The organism is Bacteroides fragilis NCTC 9343 (assembly GCF_000025985.1).
GTDB lineage: Bacteria > Bacteroidota > Bacteroidia > Bacteroidales > Bacteroidaceae > Bacteroides > Bacteroides fragilis.
This window is the reverse complement of sequence record NC_003228.3, coordinates 3,370,425-3,389,768: the sequence shown is the minus strand read 5'-3', so window position 1 is coordinate 3,389,768 and position 19,344 is coordinate 3,370,425. Positions and strand designations below refer to the sequence as shown.

Sequence of the window (19,344 nt, the reverse complement as noted above, 5' to 3'; positions counted from 1 at the left end):
ATCTTTCTCAAAATCTCCATGCCAGGATCCGGCTGGTTTTAGTACCTTGGTGCATCTCAATGATTCTATGTTCGGCTATATCGGTCGATTTCAGCTTGGCGGTCAGTTTACCCAGGTTCTTTTCTTTTGATACCAGACTGGTGAACCATCCGCAATTTTTCCGGTAGTTGCGACTTTCTTCGATCATAGTCAGCAGAAATCGAAATTCACCGCCCTCACACCAGAGTTCGTTGGCATTGCCTCCGAAGTTGAGCTGGGCTTTGGTTACTTTCTTACCTTTCAGGCTGCTGAGTTTGCGTAGCGTACCGTCTTCTGCTTCTTCTTTGGAACTGTGGAAGGGAGGATTACAGAGAGTTACGTCGAAATATTCATTCGGAGCAATGATTCCTTCAAATATTTTCCGGCTATCCCGTTGTAGCCGAAGTTCTATTTTGTGAGCCAATGCCGGATTACAAGTTACGATCTTTCGTGCATTGTCAATGGAAACCGGATCGATATCGGAACCGACGAAAGTCCATCCATATTCCGTTTGACCGATAATGGGGTAGATGCAGTTGGCACCTACACCGATATCCAGGCACCTGTATTGACGGGTGTTTGGGACAGCTGTTTTCAACCCTGTCGATTCATCGGATATATCCGGCTGAATCAAATCTGCTATGTAATGGATATAATCTGCTCTCCCGGGAATGGGTGGGCACAGATAATTCTTGGGAATATCCCAGTATCGTATGCCGTAGTAACTTATCAAGAGGGCTTTGTTGAGTGCCTTTACTGCCCGGGGATTAAAGAAATCGATGCTTGTTGTTCCATAAGCGTTCAGTACGATGAACTTTTTTAACGGTGGGTATTCCTCCGTCAGTCTTGAAAAATCGTACTGTCCGTTATGCCTGTTCCTTTTATGTAATTCGTTTCTCTCTGCCATGTGGCAAAGATACGGAGAATCTTCCGGCCGGCAAATCTGGCCTGATTAAAAATATGTATCTTTGCAGGAGAATTGCAAAAAGGCTGACTGTTGAAGTTACTTATTTTATATTTAGTAGTTGTGAATATCGTTGTTTTCGTTATGTATGGTATTGATAAACGGCATGCATCCCGGAAACGATGGCGTACTCCTGAAGTCCGTCTGCAGGGAATAGCCGTAGTAGGTTCGTTAGGTGCACGGGTGGGGATGTATATCTTTCGGCATAAGACATGGTATTTTAAATTCAAGTATGGAATACCGGTGATTGAGGGATTGCAAGTAGGTATAGCGGTATATTATTGGTATTTAACGATATCTATTCAGTTATAAGATTTATCACTTCCGTTATTGAATTATATTCTTTAAAGAAACATTTATAATCAATCCTCGAATGCCGAATAGGAATTAATCGTTTTGCACCAGTTAAATAAGAGGGAGAAGTAAGTTTCATGTAAATTCTGAAGTCAGAAAGATCCACATTTTCTTTTGGTTCTATTCCTGGAATGTCGTTCCTATGTCTAACTGATGCATATTCAATGCGATAGACATCCCTGATTTTTCCTTCAATTACCGGAATAAAGTAATCATATTTCTGGAAATTTAAATGTTCGTATACACCTCCCATTTTGATTTTGCCAAAATAATAATGAATCACTTTACTACGTTCATTAAAATCTTTGAAATAGGAGCGGCTTTTTGCAATGGGAACTAATAATACACTTCCAGGTTGATTGAAAGTTAGCATTGTTTCTTTGTGAGTAAAAGTTTGTTCTAAAATCTGATAGGTTGGACATTCCCAAATCAATCTTTTAAGAAAACCTCTAAGCAGCTCTTTGCTTTCATTATCCTGTGGACGTAGGGGGAAAGCGCCGATGTTAACTTTTCCAATAGATTTATAGAAATTCATCTCTTCGACAGCGCTGTCTTCACCATTTCCGGGAAATAAGATATAACCACCAATAACCTCTTTCTTTAGCTGTTTAGTATCTTGATCTATGTAGTATATTGCATCTCGATAGCGGTGCATTTGATTGATAGCATCGTCAGGTGGAGTGTCTACATTATCTTGAGTATCTCCTATTCTGTATTTTGCGTCAAATAAATAGGTTAGTTTTATACCTTGTTTGATATCGCGTCTTGTTAGTTGTAAGATAATGTCTGGCTGTTGTGAGACAGTATATGAAGTTGTACACGGAATTATTGTGGATAGTTGTTCTTCTCCAACGTAACTTTTAGGATTATAGCAAATTTTTGCCAGCTCAATGTTGTGTTTAGAGAAGATGACCTTAGATAATTTTCCTTTTCCCAACTGGGTAATAAATTTTTTTTCTGGTCGTTTAGAATAATTTGTTTCGACTTCGTTTCCTAATAATTCTTTAATAATATTCTTGAGTTCGATGAAGCACCATATTTCGTATAATTTAGCTATATCTTTTAGCTCTAGACTATTAGCGCCTTCTTTTAGATCATATCCACAACTAAGTATGATCCAATCATGATAAATTTCCGAATATCCAGTGGCTTGTTTTAATATCAAAGATTCTTGTGTGAATCCTCGAAATTCACCTACTGTTCTGAAGAATGGGTGGTGAACCAATCGTTGTAATTCCTCCTGTTGCTGATTCAGATTGATAATATATTTCTCTGTCAATTGCTTGTAACTATTAATAATTCTGCATTTTAAATCTGAGAATTTTTCGGCAATGAAGATAATACAGTACTTCAAAAAACGATTCTCCATTGTATCTACGCAGGCAATAGGGTGCTCGGTACGGTATAAATGCGCTGGATTTTTACGATGTTCTGTTAATTGTATTTCCAATTGTGGAGTTAATCGTTTTAGTTTGTCAGCCCGAAGATAGGTCTCTTTTTGTACTAGCCGGTTACGGGGACAGTCCACAATGGTTTTTACAGCTTGTATAAAGTTTGTTTGAATGTCTTTAAATAGATTCCACCAGATAATATCTGGTGTTTCTCCTACTACATCTACATCAAAAGTGTGGTATGTTTTTCGCAGAAAGTCAATAGAAAGCATTCGATATTCTTTCTCAATATCGTCTACAATCTTCTTTAAGTCTTTATGATAATCTAATTTTATTGAAAGTACATCGTAACCAAGTTTTGAATGCCTTATTTCTCCATTTTTCAGTTTATAATCAATATTAAATTCTGCTCTACCGATATCGTTTCCATAGTTAAGATGTCCAAAGAGTATCTGATTTTCTTGATTGAACATAAAATTATCTTGAATGTTTCTCAAAGGAGTATTGATCCAAGCATCTTCTATATCTATTCTTTTAAAATTGATCCAGAATTGATAATCTGTATTTTCAAAAAAGATAGAAGGGTGCCTTTTACCTTCTATTAATTGCTCTCCATTAATTTGAGTGAATGCATTTTTATCCCACGTATAAATAGAATAAAGAGTTTCATCATTCTGCTTTACACGCATGCAAGTTTGCGCCTTCTTAAATATTTTATCATAAGAAGGACAATAGACCATTAATTTATAGTCTGGATGGTTCAGTGTGAGCAGCGCCTCCATAATTTTTCGTTAGTGATTAGTTCCAAAAGTCGCAATAATAGGCCGTTTCCAATTTCTTTTTCATTCTTCGAATTTTATCAAGAGAGATTGATTTTTCTGAATTAATACCACTTGTTTCAATTCTCTTTTGTATAATGGTATATAAGTCATCTAATACTGTACCTACTTTGTTTTTGTCTCCTTCGATACGACTCAGTATTTTCATACAGGTTATTTCGTCGAGTGCACGAGTGATACACTGTTCCTGAGTCTCTTTACCTTGATATGGTAAATTAGCTAACACATAGATAAGAAATTCATTGCGTGTGCGATAGGCAATTTTGAATGGACTATCTTCTAACTTCTCATTAACTTGTTGTAGATATTTGATAATAGATTTACATATTTCTGGGTTTTGTTCATAAACATCATATCCCTCAACTACTTCAGGTAAAAGTGCTTTAGCCGTGATAGGAGTAATATTATCTTGTGCTTTGCTGAGACCACTATTTAAATCTACATGATTCATCTCAATGGTCATTGCACGGTCCAGTACCTTACGACTAAAACTATAAGTTGTTTCATCCATGTTCACAGTTCCCATTACAATCAGATTCTGAGGAATAGAAATACCTGTATTTTTGAATTGTTCTTTTAATTCTTCAATTCGGGCAGCTATTGTAGAGTTATTCCAACCTTCATTATTCCAAAATTCATGAAATAATTCTTTAAGTATTTGATCAGAAACAAGTGTTTTCTGATCTGCTTTATCCCAAGTTGTCAATGGAGGTACTATCGGGTCTGTAACTATTTTATTATTTCTCAATTTTCGGCTCTCGACAACACTAAGGTACTCTGCAAAATATTGTTCTACGGGTGCTAGGTTCATTTCATCCAAGCAAAGGAAGAATGGGATTCCTTCGTAGAACCAAGCTTTAGCTATAAATTTCAGAAAATCAGTTACTATATACTCCGGATTTCCGGAAACCCGAGTTACATATCCTAACAATTCTGTAGAGTCGTGCCAGTTTGGATGTACAGATATCATTTCGTAATTATATGGCTTTTGAACTTTTTCTGGGTTTTCTCCACCAGTGGCATAAGCTAATTGTCGGACTATACGTGATTTTCCTGTACCAGAAATGCCAGCTAACAGTATGAATGGTTTCGATTTAATAGCAGTGACAAATTGTCTTAGATTAGCTGGTATAGACTGATAATCTATGTTAATACTGGGACTTTGCATTTTATTAGTATTAGTTGATATTTCTGTATATGAAGCCATTAAATTCTTATAATTTTCGATGATTTCAAATAAATCTTTATTGATTGTAGAAGGATTTAAGTTGTTAATATCATAATCCTTAAATACATATGAATTTCCATATCGTTTAGGTTTTATTCCTTTCCGTTTAAAAAAATCAAAAATTGTTTCAGGACTAGTATTAAACTTCCACTCTATATTGGGTGGAGTGGTTTCACTTACACCATACGCTAAAAACAGTGTATTATATTCTTTGTAATATAAGTATACAGGGTATATACCATGTTGAGTCTTTTGTCCATCGTACAAGAAAGAAATCCATGGAGTCTTTGAAGGGCCACCTATACCAAAACTAACACTAATATTCAGTCCCAAAAACTCTTTGGGATAGTCTTTATATTTTTGACTTTTTGTCTTAGTTTGTTCAAGGAATTTAGTTAGTGTCTCATAAAAGTTAGGATTTTTCTCTTTATGAACTATAGTAAATCCTAATTCTTTCAATCTATTAAAACATGGTGTCTTTTCTCCTCCTTCAAAATCATTTCTGGTTATTTGTTTTCCAGTAGAATGTTGATAAGCATATTCCATCACTAGTTTAGGTGGATATCTCTTACCTTTGTATAAAATATCATAAGTAGAAGAGTGCGCATTTTTAGGGATGCCATTTTTCTTGATTTCTAGTAAAGCTTGTACTACAGCTTCTTTGGTGATTTTTTCAAAATCCATAATGATCATATTGTTACCATACAAATTTACGTAAAATTTTTTGTAGCAACAAATGTGTCTTACAAAAATGTACTGTGCATTATAAATATATCTTTATTTCTTTCTTTCCCGCATTCTTTTATTACTTTTGCCTCTATTATTTTTAATCCCAATATCATAGTCATTATGAAAAGTATAGAAGTTGTAGCAGCCGTTATTCGATTAGGTGAGAAATATCTTTGTGTACAACGGGGGCAAACTAAATTTTCATATACTTCTTTCAGATATGAATTTCCGGGTGGAAAAGTGGAGGAAGGTGAATCTTTGCAGGAGGCGCTTCAAAGGGAAATCATGGAGGAAATGGATTACGTTATTGAAGTGGGAGAGAAACTTTTGACCGTCCATCATACCTATCCCGATTTTGAGATCACGATGCATGCTTTTCTTTGCCATCCTGTCGGGCAAAGATATGTATTGAAAGAACATATTGCTGCACAATGGCTTTCTACACGAGAGATGGCAATATTGGACTGGGCGGAAGCGGATAAACCGATAGTAAGAAAGATTTCGGAGCAATAAAAAAGTCTGTTTAATTACGTAATTCCGGGATGCTTTTCTTTTTAGGAAGATGCACGTTTACCTCTTTTTCTACTCTATCCTTACACCAAAGGGATACGTAAAAAGTCAGGTGCTTATCGGACATGCCAAAGATTATTTCATGTTGACTTTTTTCACACTTTATATCCGTGACTCGTCTGTTTGTATCGAGTCCGAAGGGTTTAATCAAACTATTTCTTACTATTAGAAGCAGGATAATCCAAGAGGGAAGTTGGTTAAAAGCTATATCTGCGAACTCGTCAATGGAGATGACGTTCTTGTTATGCGACTCTTTTGAAAAAGAGTCGCATAATAATCTGCCGGAAGATAATTCTCGATTAGGCTGTCCGGATTAGTTTTTGGTTGCTTCATTGACCTGATCTCTTATGATTACGGGTTTCATTGTCATCACATGTCACATCATTGTTAGGGGATCGTAAAGAGAATATTTTCTTCTCCTCTTTTCCAGTTAGACATACGGGGTTCCATGAAATTTCCTTCTATAGCCAAAAGAGAATCATCGGATAATTTATGTTGTCCCATATGCTTGATGAATATGTAGTTATCTCACAAGTCCATTTTTACTGAAATCATAAAATGCCTCTATCTTTTCTTGTGTATCGGCTTTCAATGCTAATAGCAACTCACGGGTGAATTCCAGATAACCGGTACCATTTGCCGTAACTATGTTCTTATCGCCGACAGCCTGCTTTTCCAAGTAACCATCCTCGTTGGTATATCGCTCTCCACCCCACTGTTTAAGTACGGCAAGAGTGTTTCCCGTATGTTTGACATGATTCAGGAAGCCATGGGCACATAAAAATGAAGCAGCGTTACAGATACCACCAATCACTTTCCCTTTTTCGAAAGCATCCTGTACAATGGGAAATATACGTTCTGCTTCAGGAGATTGCCATTGCATACCTCCTATCAAAACCAAGCCGGCATAATCAGAGGGCATAGTATCAAAACTGTAGTCCGGCAGAGTACGGAAACCACCCAAGGAACGGACTGCCTCCAAAGTGGGGGCTACTGTTTTGACTACATACTTGATTTCACTACCCGGCATCAGTCCGGAATGGAGAGAAGCTGCCAGAAAGGCACTTTCCCAATCGGCATATTCATTGAGAATGATAAATAACACTTCTTGTTTCATCTTATTCAAGTATCTGGATATTTTGTTGAGAAATAGTCAATATATGATTAATTGTGGTGGATAAATTATCTGTAATTTGTTTCATAGCATTTTGGGCATTAATTTCATTATTAAAAGTAATCAAAACCTTAGAAGAAACTTCATCAATAATGAAGAACTTATCTTTTTCTTCAACTAAAGATAAATGGATACTTTTTACTGGAACAAAATTCATAGGAAACTCTTTTTCTTTGCACATAACTAATTTGATTTAAAATTAAACAGTGTGACAAAGATAAACAAAAGTAGATAAAAATAATCATTTTTTTTTTTAATATGTTTGAACGTTGTCTGATAACCAACACAAATGAATATTAAACATCTCTTTGTGTGGAGAAGAAACCTTCGTTCAATTCGATAAAACCACAAAGTTGGTATCCAGCATTTCTTAGTCTCATTACATTGCGAAGCTTGTGCATAAGCTCCTAAATTGGTTGATAACAACTATGACTCAATTATCTTTGCATTTCTAATGCTAAGAATGACTTTTTCATAGAAGTAAGAAAATGCATTGCAATGTATCAGTACATTATAGGGAGTTTAGTTCCATGCATAACAGTACCAGAGGTTAGTGTAGTTCTTTCTACACTGTCATTTATTTCTGTTCTTGTTCCAATAATGATGAACGCGCCCGCATTTTAAATAAATAATACCTTGTTTTTCTCTTTGTTTTTTGAGGTGTTTTTTGCAACTCTCTTCATCTAGAAACAAAACTCTTTTGTAAAGCTTAAAGCTAATTGGATTCATATCTGTTTCTTTTTTATTACAAAATAAATATACTAGCTATTTAAGTGTATCCCAATATTTGGGGTGAAAGTCTAGAGGAGGTTAACAACTGTGTTTAGTATTCTCTAGCATAATTCCCTTTGCATAAATGAGATTAAATTGTTATCTTAATAGTTTGGGGAATTATGCGGATAGTCATATATTTTTTGTCTAACATTAATTTAATGAAATATTGATATGTGTTAAATAAATGTAAAGTGCGATTAGCGGTATATGAAAATATTAACTTTGTTCTTAGTTAAAGTATCACAATACCTTAAAATATGACTACTACTAGGATAAGCGAACAAATAATAGATGATATAAATGAAGGAAAAGAAAGTGCCTTTTCTGCTTTATATGATTGCTATTATAGTTATTTATGCGCTTATGCTACTACTTACGTATTCGATCCGGATGAGGCAAAGGAAATCGTTAATGATGTTTTTATGAATATCTGGAGCAGTAGAGGTCAGTTAAGTTTCCCTATTCATAATTACCTATTGCGAAGTGTACAGAATCGTTGTTTGAATTACATCCGTACTTTACATACACGAGAACGTGTGCTTGATGAGTATCGGGAGGAACTGATTGCTTTTCAGGAAGAATTCTGCAAAAATGATAATAACCCGTTGCAATTATTGGAGATAGAGGAACTGAAAAGTCAGGTTAACACGGTGATAGACTCTCTATCCGTAAAATGTCGCCTAGTTTTTGAAAAATACTTGTATGAAGGTATGTCTCCTCAGGAGATTGCTGATGAACAGGCCATATCGGTAAATACGGTGCGTGTTCATATCAAGAATGCGATGGATCATATTAAACTTCAATTGGGCCCTACTGCAGGCATACTGCTTTTGTTTCTTTACGGAAGGCTTTGAGTCAGTTCTTTATTCCCCTTGTTTGTTTTACGCATTACCCTACTCATCTCTCTAAGGAATATCATCTCCCACATGCCTATGTAGGAGAATGGGTAGGTATAGGAGAATCTAAAGTAGGTCGTTTATAGAATTTCTTGCAATTTATTTAAAAAAAGTTTCTTTAAGACTAAATGTTTCCATATCGAGATGTGTATTATATATAAACGAACATGGAAATGATGGAAAAGAAACTTGATACTTTTGAAGAATTGATGCTTGATTTTCTGGCAGGAAAACTGTCGGAGGATGGAGAACGGAAGCTACTTCATTTTCTGCAGTCGGATATTTCTTATCAGCAGAGATATAAAGAAATGGCACGGACACGGGCTAAATCGTTTATCGGTAAGTTTGAACAGGAAAAACAAGCTGACTATGAGGCTTTGTCTGTGAAATTAGGAATAAAGAAAAAATCGGAAAAGAAAAGGATACCGTTGTGGAGTACTTTCTCGCAAGTAGCTGCTATTGCTTTATTGATTCTTACTACTTCTATTGCAGGTTATTATATATATAATGATGTAGCCGAATCGAATCAGGAAATGGCTTTGTGTCAAATGGAAGTACCTTTAGGATCGCAGACCAAAGTGATTTTGCCGGATGGTTCGGTCGTTTGTCTGAATTCCGGTTCCGTGTTGAAGTATGATCCTGCTTTTCTCCGTAAAAAGAACCGGGAAGTCTATTTGATAGGTGAAGGATATTTTGAAGTACAAAAGAATCCGGAGAAACCTTTTATTGTTCATGCCGATGATATAAATGTCAAAGTACTCGGTACGGTTTTTAATGTGCGTTCTTATCCGGAAGATTCTGAAATAGAAGTCAGTCTGATAAAAGGAAAAGTAAATGTATTCTCCACTTCCGAAACCCGGGACAATGTGATTCTTGCCCCCGATGAACAGTTGACGTATGATAAGAGAAGCGGTAAAATGAACCATCATCATGTAGATGCTTTACAAACTTCACAATGGACTACCGGTCGTTTGAGTTTTGTCAATGCATCAGTACCTGAAATAATGAAAGCTATCGAGCGTAAGTATGATGTGCGGATTGTTATCCACAGTAAATATCTGGATAAAGAGGTCTTCTCAGGAAGTATTAGCCCTAAACTTACGGTTGAAGAAATACTGGACTATATGGATGTCGACAATAAATATAGCTGGAGTCGGAGTGGTAATGTGATTACTATTACCGATAAGTTAATCAAGTAGTAACCTTCAAAAAGAATATTATGGAAAACTGTACGTAAAAAAACAAAAATCGGAGATACATATTGGGGTATGTCCTCCGATTCCGAATTTAAGTTATCTTTTAAGAAAATCTTTAAATCAGTACAAATGTATGAAAAAAAAATGTTTTTATAGCGGAATGACATATTTATTTTGTCATTCCGGAGCTAATCTTTTGTTGGTAAGAACACAGATTTTGCTTTTCTTTTTTGTTTTTCTTTTGCCTCTCTCAGGTGTTGCTTCACCCTTACAAGAGATTAGGATTACTATTCAGCAAAAAAATGTACCGTTAAGTAAAGTATTTAAAGAAATAGAGGAGAAAACAGATTGTTCTTTTCTGATTCGAAACAATGATGTAAATACTAATGAGAAAGTATCGATTGATGCCAAGAATAAGACTGTTGCCGAAATTTTGGGGATACTTTTTGATGGTAAGGGTATCAAATATGAAGTAAACGGCAAGCGTATTTCTGTATATAAAGCTGTCCGGCAGCACACCATTGGAGGCAAACGTAAAGTGACCGGACAAGTAACGGATAATATGGAAGAAGCTGTCATTGGTGCTTCTGTCTTTGTAGTGGGAGCTTCCAATGGTACTATTACGGATATGAATGGGCATTTTTCGTTGGAATTACCTGATGATAATGCGAAGTTACAGGTGAGTTATATTGGCTATAAGACACAAGTAATTAATGTGGGGAATAAATCGTCGGTAAATATTGTATTGGTAGAAGATTCAAAGGCATTGGAAGAAGTGGTGGTGGTAGGCTATGGAACACAAAAGAAAGTGAACCTGACAGGAGCCGTTGAGACTGTAAAGTCCGATAGACTTGCCAATAAACCGGTTACTTCTATTGCCTCTGCATTGACAGGTGAAGCTGCTGGTGTTACTGTCACGCAGAATTCTGGTCAACCCGGACCTAATCAAGGTACGGTACGTGTTCGTGGTATTGGTACTTGGGGGGATGCATCTCCTTTGGTTTTGGTGGATGGAGTATCCATGAGCTTAAATGATGTGATTCCGAGTGAGGTGGAATCAGTGTCTGTGTTGAAAGATGCTGCGTCAGCTGCTATTTATGGTTCACGGGCTGCTAATGGTGTTATCTTGATTACTACAAAGAAGGGTAAAGAAGGGAAACTTACTTTTAACTATTCAGGTAATGTAGGTTTCCAGTTTGCGACAAGGGTACCGGAGTCGGTAACTTCTTGGCAGTATGCCGAGCTTTATAATCAAATGCAATATAATGAAGGAAAAAGTTCCTCTTTGTTTCCTCAGGATCGAATAGACCGGATGAAAGCAGGTGGTGATCCTGACAAGTTGGAAGGTAATACGGATTGGTATGACGAATTACTCCGTTCGGGTGCCCCACAACATAATCATCAATTAACTGTATCCGGAGGTAGTGATAAGATAACCTATATGATCTCAGCCGGTTATTCCGATCAACAGGGTATTATTCCTTCTACAGATTATGAACGTTACAATCTTCGTGTTAATACCACCTCCAAACTTACTTCTTGGCTGAAGTTGGATGTGAATATGGCATATTTAAATAGTACTCAAGAAGAGTCTGCAGCAGGAGCAGCTGAGGCTTATCGTAGAACGATGCGTGCATTGCCTTATTTGCCTGTTCAATTCTCAGATGGTACTTATTCTTATGATGCTGCACCTTCCAATCCTGTACGTATGGTGAACGGAGATTATGGGATGAGAAGAAAGAACAATGACTGTATGACATTGTTGATTGCTCCTGAAATTAATATTTTGGACGGTCTTAATATCAGGGGTACTTTTGGGTATGAATCAAATATATATAAAGAAAAAATATTTAATAAAACAGTTACTTACGGAAGTTTTGAGCCTGCAGGACAGAGTGGACTTACAGAAGTTTCCCGTAATAAACAAACTGACCGTTGGGATCAATACCGCAACTTGACTGCTAATGTCACAGCTTCTTATGAGAAAACAATCGGTAAACATGATTTCAAGGTAATGGCAGGTGGTTCTTTGGAAACATTTAAGTGGGCTTATACGAAAGCCTCACGAATGGATTTTCCAAATGATGATTTTGGTGAAATCAATGCCGGGGATGCTACTACGGCAGCAGCAGAAGGTAATTCCACTTATTCTGCATTGGCTTCGCTTTTCGGACGTGCTAACTATGTATATGCTGATCGTTACCTGTTTGAATTTACTGCTCGTTATGATGGTTCTTCCAAGTTTGCACGTGGACATCGTTGGGGATTCTTCCCTTCTGTATCTGCTGGCTGGCGTATATCTGAGGAAGCTTTCTTTGAACCTTTGAAGAAACACGTGCAGAATCTAAAACTAAGAGCGTCATGGGGAGAACTCGGTAATCAACGAATCAATGATTATCAGTTTATTTCGAATGTCGGTAATGGTGGAAGTTATCTTTTTGGAGGTACCCCTATTATCGGTTATAAAGAGGCCTTGATGGGGAATGAAATAATTACTTGGGAGTCTTCTCGTAATTTGGATTTCGGTATTGATTTTGCTTTGTTTGATAACAGGCTGCAAACCACTTTTGACTGGTACTGCCGGACAACTTCGGATATTTTGTTAAACTTGGAAGCTCCGGGTGCATTGGGAATTAAACCTGCTATGGAAAACGCTGGTAAAATGGAGAATAAAGGATGGGATTTGACTGTAAGTTGGCGTTCGAACATAGGGAAAGATTTTAAATACAATATAGGATTCAATCTGTCTGATGTAAAGAATAAAGTGATTGATTTGAGAGGATATAAATCTTCAACCACCGAATTGACAGCTAAGATAGAAGGGCAACCGTTGAATGCAATCTTTGGTTTCGAGACTTTAGGTATTTGTGACAATCAAGAGTTATATGACAAATATGCTCCGATGATGCAGAAATACAATCCTAAATGGGGGATGGGTGATATTATTATTAAGGACCGGACGGGAGAAGGTGTAATTAATGATGAAGATAGAACTGTTATTGGAAATTCTATTCCTCGTTTTACTTTTGGATTGAATTTGGGATTTGAGTACAAAGGCTTCGATTTCTCTTGCTTTTTTCAAGGGGTAGGTAAAGCCGATGGATATGTAACAATGGAAGCTATTCAGCCAATGGGGATTAATGGAGCGCGCAAAGAACATTATAAAGAGTCTTTCAATCCGCAGGATCCTAAGCCGGGGGCTTATTTCCCACGTATTCTGTCCAGTGATTATAATTACGCTTACATGTCTCACTGGGTACAGGATGCTTCCTATATTCGTTTAAAGAACCTGCAGATCGGTTACTCTTTCAAAATAAAGGGACTCAACCAATTGCGTGTATATGCTTCGGGAGAGAATTTGTTCACGGCTACCAAATACCGTACTTGGGACCCTGAAACTCCAGTTGGTGCAAGAGGATTTTATCCTAATGTAGCAGTTTATTCAATGGGAGTGAATCTTAATTTTTAAACCTTAAATGATTTATAGATATGAATAAAATAGCTTATATGACCTGTGTTTTGAGCTTGGCTTTTACTATGCAGGCATGTGATGATTTTCTGGATTCTTTTCCACAGGATACAGTTACAAATGAAAACTTTTGGAAAAGTAAAGAGGATGCAGACAAGGTGTTAGTAGATATTTATGCATCACTACTTCCTAAAGATGCCATCTTTTTTGATGAGGCTATGTCTGATAATGCCTATCTGGTATGGGATTGGTGGGGAGGTGCTCAACAGGTGGCAAACGGTTCTTATACAACAAGTGGCGAGATACCTACTAATAGATGGAATGGCAGCTATGAAGTTATCCGTAAATGTTGGTTTTTACTTGAGGGTATTGAAAAGATTGAGGATATATCAGAGCAAGATAAAAATAAGATAATAGGTGAAACCTACTTTATGTTAGCCTATAATTACTATGTTTTGACAAGTTATTTTGGCGATGTTCCTCTGGTGACTAAAACACTGGCTATTCCTGAAAGCAAACAACTCGTTCGCACTCCCAAAGCGGAAGTAGTGGATTATGCCATTAACAAGTTGAAAGAGGCTGCCGTAATGCTGGAAGGGCTTTCACAAGAGAAAGGTAGAGTTACGGCAGATGCTTGCAGATTTTTGATTGCCCGTATGTATTTGTATAACGGTGACTATTCGAATGTATTGGAAACTGTTAAACTATTGGAGGGTAAATATCAATTATACAGGGAAGGTGATACACCTTATGAAGATTTATTTTCAGGTGTTGCAGAAAATAGTTGTGAAGTAATATTGAGTGTAGTTTGTGATAAAAGAGTTGGAGAAATTTATACTTCCCACGGTGGTAATGGAATCATGCTGTTAAAGGGCATCACCGGTGAGGATCCTTATCGGGGAGTTACGCCTTCAGGTTCGTTGGTTGATGCTTATCCTATGGCAGACGGACGATTGATTCATGAAGCCGGTTCTTCCTATGATCCGAAAAAACCTTATGAAGGTAGGGATCCGCGTTTTTATCAGTCTATTGTATATCCTACCGGACAGATAAAATATCTGGATGTAGAAACTGGTACTGTCAAAGAACGGTTATATGATCCGGAAGATCCTACTACCGTACCTGAACACCAGTATAATTACTCTCAGCCTTCGGCTACCGGATATATGTGGAACAAATACATTGACTACTCTGTCTATGCCATGAACTCCGTGTGGGACTGCACTAATGATATTATTGTATTCCGTTATGCGGATGTGTTATTGATGAAAGCAGAAGCTTTATTGCAAACGAAAGGAGAAAGTGCAAAAGAGGAAGTATGCAATCTGATAGATCAATTACGTGATCGTTGTTCCTGTGGTAGAGTACACCGTGAAAATTATAACTCAAAAGACGAGTTGATGGAGTTATTGAAAAATGAACGCCGTATTGAGTTAGCCAATGAAGGACTTCGTTATATGGATCTTATCCGTTGGAAAGATGCTGAAAAGAATACGATTGTTACAGGGGTAGGATTAACCGGGCAGATGTATGGTGCATATATGCGTAAAGATGGAGTTGGCAAGGACGACAAAACTGTGGATGTTGACAATACTCCTCGTCGTTATATCGAAACGCGTTATTTTAATGCATCTAAAGGGTATCTGTTCCCAATACCTCAAAAAGAACGAGATCTGAATCCGAACTTAACTCAAAATCCGAATTGGTAACTTCCGTTTTCCGATTTTATTAAATTTTTAGGTTTTCAGGATACAACTACTTATAGAAGTGGTTGGCTGACTATTACGTAGTGGCTCTACAGCCACTACGTGGTAGCTCAGTATCTGTTCCGTAGTAGTTTAGAGATTTTTTAAGTAGTTATTAAATTAAACAAACGATCAATGAAGAATTATATATTCACAGCAGTATTACTGTTTTTAACCATCAGTTTATCGGCGCAACCCATCCCTAAATATAAAGATGCCTCACAGCCGATAGAAGTAAGAGTGCAGGACTTGTTGAGTCGTATGACCATAGAAGAAAAGGTTGCCCAATTACGTCATATCCATGAAGGCAGTATCCTGAATGATGACCATACTTTGAATTTGGAAAAGATGAAAAATATCATCGGTACATTGGGCTGGGGGGCTGTCGAAGGACTTACTTTAGAGGGGATCGAGATGGCTCGTTATACCTATCAGATTCAAAAGCACTGTATCGAAAATACCCGCTTGGGTATTCCAATCTTTACTATCTCTGAGTCACTTCATGGGGCCGTGCAGGGTGGGGCTACTATTTTCCCACAAGCTGTAGCGTTAGGGAGTACCTTTAATCCTGATTTGGCCTATCAGATGACAAAAGCTATTTCGGGTGAGTTGAATGCAATGGGTGTGAACCATGTGTTATCCCCTACTATTGATGTGATACGTGAACTGCGTTGGGGACGTGTGGAAGAGAGTTTCGGTGAAGATCCATTCCTGGTATCCCAGATGGGAGTGCATGAGATAAACGGATATATTGACGGGGGAATTTCGCCTATGCTCAAGGTATTCGGTCCCCATGGGGTGCCAACTTCCGGATTGAATTTAGCTTCTACCGAAGCCAACGAAAGAGATTTGAGAGAGGTTTTCCTAAAACCTTATGAAGTAGCCGTTAAGCAAACGGGTGTGAATTCTGTAATGACTGCCTACAATTCTACCAACCGCATACCCAATACAGCATCGAAATGGCTGTTGACAGATTTATTACGTACGGAATGGGGATTCAAAGGATATACCTATTCCGATTGGGGGGCGGTGTCTATGTTATATGGTTTTCATAAAGTAGCTTCCAATGTTAATGAGGCGGTTAAGATGGCACTGATGGCAGGTACCGACTTGGAAGCCTCAAGTGATTGCTATGCCAATATACCTGCTATGGTACGTTTGGGTGAATTGGACGTGAAATATGTGGATTTAGCTTGTTCCAGAGTGCTTTATGCCAAGTTCAAAGCAGGCCTGTTTGAAAACCCTTATGGACTTCCTATCGAAGAATACGAAAAAAAGGTGCGTACAAAGGAGAATGTTGCTTTGTCTCGTAGGATATCGGAAGAGAGTGTGGTAATGGTTAAAAATGAAGGAAATCTGTTACCGCTCGATATGAAGAAGCTGAAATCTGTTGCTGTTATCGGCCCTAATGCCAATCAGGTGCAGTTTGGTGACTATACCTGGAGCCGTAATAATAAGGATGGGATTACCCCGTTGCAGGGAATACAGAATCTCGTTGGTAATAAACTGGCTGTTCATCACGCTGTAGGTTGTGATTTGGTATCTGATGATAAGTCGGGGTTTGCAGATGCCGTGGCTACTGCCAAGAAGTCGGATGTGGTATTTTTGTTTGTAGGCTCTGCCAGTGCTTCATTGGCGCGCGATTATAGCAATTGTACTTGTGGTGAAGGGTATGATCTGACTGATTTGAATCTGACCGGTGTGCAGGGTGATTTGGTGAAGGAGATTTATGCGACCGGGAAACCAGTGGTCTTGATTTTGGTAACCGGACGCCCTTTCTCCATTACCTGGGAAAAGGAACATATTCCGGCTATCCTGTTCCAATGGTATGGTGGCGAAAGAGAAGGGGAAGTGATTGCCGATGTGTTGTTTGGCAAAGTCAATCCTTCGGGCAGCCTCTGCTACTCCATACCGCAGAGTGTCGGCCATTTACCTATACATTACAATCGTTTGCCTTCGGATAAGGGTATCTATCGTTCACCGGGTACCATTAACAAGCCGGGCCGTGACTATGTGTTCTCAACTCCCGAACCCTTGTGGCCGTTCGGTTATGGTCTGAGCTATTCCGACTTTGAATACAGTGACTTCTGCTTCGACAAAGAAAATTACGGATTGACTGATACCGTACGTATTCAGGTAAATGTGAAAAACAAGAGTGCCATTGAGGGTAAGTCAACTGTACAGGTATATGTGAGAGACCTGGCCGGCAGTGTGGTCATGCCGATGAAGCAACTGAAAGGCTTTTCCAAGGTTACGGTTCCTGCCTATGGAAGTACGCTTGCCGAAATCTCTGTACCTGTGAGTGAATTGGGGTTGTATGATATGAATATGCGCTATGTGGTAGAACCGGGAGATTTTGACTTTATGATCGGCACTTCTTCTGACAGTATTTGTTTCAAGAAGACTATTCATGTGGGAGAAGTGGACGCTAAGGCAGAAAGAGTTTCTTCCGCAGCTTCTAAGGAAACGCAAACGGTTAAGACCGGCAAGAAGATGATTGTAAAAGGAGTGGTACGTGATGTACAGGCTAAGACATTGGACGATGTGAAAGTGTCTGTGAAAGGCAGAAAAGGGAGTGTGATAACCAATGGGAAAGGTGAATATTCCATTGAAGCTACTTCTGCAAGTGTATTGGTTTTCAGTAGGAAGGGATATGAAATGCAGGAAGTGGAAGTGAACTCGCAAAAAACACTTAATATAACTTTGTTGAACAAGATTTAAAATCAAGAATATTATGAGTACATCAAGAGATAGAGTCAGACAGGCTCTGAGTCATCAGGGTAGTGATCGTATTCCGGTTGACTTCGGAGCTACAGCCGTAACCGGCATTCACTGCCGGGTAGTGGAGGCTTTACGCAAGCATTACGGATTGTCTTATAAACCGGTAAAGATTGTCGATACCTTCCAGATGTTGGGTGAGGTGGACAGGGATTTGGCCGACGCAATGGGAGTGGATTGTATTGGAGTAGGAGGTACAAGAGATATCTTTGACCATGACACAGAATGCATGCATGAGCAAGTCACACCGTGGGGGCAGAAAGTGTTGGTGCCGATACAACTCGACTTGACTCAGGATAAGGAAGGAGATGTTTATGTATATGCAGGAGGAGATAAAAACTATCCTCCGAGTGCAGTTATGCCGAATGGTTGTTTCTTTATCAATGCCATCGAAAGACAGCAGCCGATTGATGAAGATAAACTGAATCCTATGGACAATCTGGAAGAGTTTAACTCCATTACCGATGAAGAATTGGATGTCTACAAGAAAAAAGTGAATGAAGCATCTGCCACCGGCAGGGCAGTGGTAGCCAGTTTCGGTGGCACTGCATTGGGAGATGTTGCTTTTGTACCCGGTATGGGGCTAAAAGAACCGAAGGGTATCCGCAGTGTGGTGGAGTGGTATATGTCCACTGTGATGCGTCAGGAATACTTACACGAAATATTTAGAAGACAGACGGACATCGCCATCGCAAACTATGAGAAATTGTGGGCGGTATTGGGTGATAAAGTGGATGTGGTATTAACCTGTGGTACGGACTTCGGTTCTCAAGAGTCGCAATTCTGCTCAGTGGAGGTTTTTAATGAGCTTTGGCTGCCTCATTATCGGCGTATGAACGACTGGATTCATGAACATACTACCTGGAAAGTTTTCAAACATTCCTGTGGTGCTATTGTGCCTATTTTGCCGGGACTGATTAAAGCCGGTTTTGACATTATCAATCCGGTGCAGATTAATGCTAAGGATATGGATTCCGGAATGTTGAAGAGGGAGTTTGGAAGCCATCTTACCTTTTGGGGAGGTGGAGTCGATACTCAGAAGATGTTGCCTTTCGGTACTCCGGATGAGATTCGCAGGCATGTTCTCGGACAATGCGAAATCTTGGGAAAGGATGGCGGTTTTGTATTTAACTCAGTACATAATATTCAGGCTAATGTGCCGGTCGAGAATGTAATAGCAATGCTTGATGCTTTAAAGACTGTATGAACCACTGATAAA

14 protein-coding genes are annotated in these 19,344 nt (G+C 38.4%); 8 read left to right on the top strand and 6 right to left on the bottom strand.

The features are described from left to right. Positions 1-7: 7 nt before the first annotated feature. The gene (gene rlmF / locus BF9343_RS13975; RefSeq protein WP_010993191.1) at positions 8-925 is read right to left on the bottom strand and encodes a 23S rRNA (adenine(1618)-N(6))-methyltransferase RlmF; all 918 of its coding nucleotides are present in this window, start codon (positions 923-925) and stop codon (positions 8-10) included. Between the two features lie 90 nt (positions 926-1,015). On the opposite strand from rlmF, the gene BF9343_RS13970 reads away from it, so the two are divergent. Next, positions 1,016-1,294: a DUF1294 domain-containing protein gene (locus BF9343_RS13970; RefSeq protein WP_010993190.1), complete on the top strand. Its 279-nt coding sequence runs from the start codon at positions 1,016-1,018 to the stop codon at positions 1,292-1,294. Here BF9343_RS13970 and BF9343_RS13965 read toward each other — a convergent pair. After that, on the bottom strand, positions 1,281-3,509 hold the full coding sequence (locus tag BF9343_RS13965) for a restriction endonuclease-like protein (protein WP_005788867.1): 2,229 nt from the start codon (positions 3,507-3,509) through the stop codon (positions 1,281-1,283). The genes BF9343_RS13970 and BF9343_RS13965 overlap by 14 nt on opposite strands. Before the next feature lie 16 nt (positions 3,510-3,525). After that, positions 3,526-5,478, bottom strand: coding sequence for an MrcB family domain-containing protein (locus BF9343_RS13960; RefSeq protein WP_005788865.1), 1,953 nt, complete (start codon positions 5,476-5,478; stop codon positions 3,526-3,528). 165 nt (positions 5,479-5,643) lie between these two features. Here BF9343_RS13960 and BF9343_RS13955 point away from each other — a divergent pair, with 165 nt between their 5' ends. Then, a complete protein-coding gene (locus BF9343_RS13955) occupies positions 5,644-6,036 on the top strand; it encodes a (deoxy)nucleoside triphosphate pyrophosphohydrolase (protein ID WP_005788863.1) in 393 nt (130 codons plus the stop codon). A 10-nt stretch (positions 6,037-6,046) separates the two neighbouring features. Here the strand turns inward: BF9343_RS13955 and BF9343_RS22860 are convergent, their stop codons facing one another. The 3 genes from BF9343_RS22860 to BF9343_RS13945 all read right to left on the bottom strand — a co-directional run bounded on the left by BF9343_RS22860 (position 6,047) and on the right by BF9343_RS13945 (position 7,448). Further along, complete coding sequence (locus BF9343_RS22860) at positions 6,047-6,319, bottom strand: DUF2867 domain-containing protein (protein ID WP_121955731.1); 273 nt, start codon at positions 6,317-6,319, stop codon at positions 6,047-6,049. 297 nt (positions 6,320-6,616) lie between these two features. Next, positions 6,617-7,210, bottom strand: coding sequence for a type 1 glutamine amidotransferase family protein (locus tag BF9343_RS13950; protein ID WP_005788859.1), 594 nt, complete (start codon positions 7,208-7,210; stop codon positions 6,617-6,619). Position 7,211: 1 nt separating this feature from the next. Beyond that, a complete protein-coding gene (locus BF9343_RS13945) occupies positions 7,212-7,448 on the bottom strand; it encodes a hypothetical protein (RefSeq protein WP_008660926.1) in 237 nt (78 codons plus the stop codon). 850 nt (positions 7,449-8,298) lie between these two features. Here BF9343_RS13945 and BF9343_RS13935 point away from each other — a divergent pair. From BF9343_RS13935 to BF9343_RS13910, 6 genes are all read left to right on the top strand, one after another. Next, a complete protein-coding gene (locus tag BF9343_RS13935; protein ID WP_008660925.1) occupies positions 8,299-8,895 on the top strand; it encodes an RNA polymerase sigma-70 factor in 597 nt (198 codons plus the stop codon). Positions 8,896-9,110: 215 nt separating this feature from the next. Continuing rightward, complete coding sequence (locus BF9343_RS13930) at positions 9,111-10,136, top strand: FecR family protein (protein WP_008660924.1); 1,026 nt, start codon at positions 9,111-9,113, stop codon at positions 10,134-10,136. Positions 10,137-10,266: 130 nt separating this feature from the next. Further along, a complete protein-coding gene (locus tag BF9343_RS13925) occupies positions 10,267-13,602 on the top strand; it encodes a TonB-dependent receptor (RefSeq protein ID WP_010993185.1) in 3,336 nt (1,111 codons plus the stop codon). A 20-nt stretch (positions 13,603-13,622) separates the two neighbouring features. Beyond that, complete coding sequence (locus BF9343_RS13920; RefSeq protein ID WP_005788850.1) at positions 13,623-15,311, top strand: RagB/SusD family nutrient uptake outer membrane protein; 1,689 nt, start codon at positions 13,623-13,625, stop codon at positions 15,309-15,311. A 171-nt stretch (positions 15,312-15,482) separates the two neighbouring features. Then, positions 15,483-18,068: a glycoside hydrolase family 3 N-terminal domain-containing protein gene (locus BF9343_RS13915; RefSeq protein WP_010993184.1), complete on the top strand. Its 2,586-nt coding sequence runs from the start codon at positions 15,483-15,485 to the stop codon at positions 18,066-18,068. Between the two features lie 13 nt (positions 18,069-18,081). Further along, positions 18,082-19,332, top strand: a complete 1,251-nt coding sequence (locus BF9343_RS13910) for a uroporphyrinogen decarboxylase family protein (RefSeq protein WP_010993183.1) — start codon at positions 18,082-18,084, stop codon at positions 19,330-19,332. Positions 19,333-19,344 lie beyond the last annotated feature (12 nt).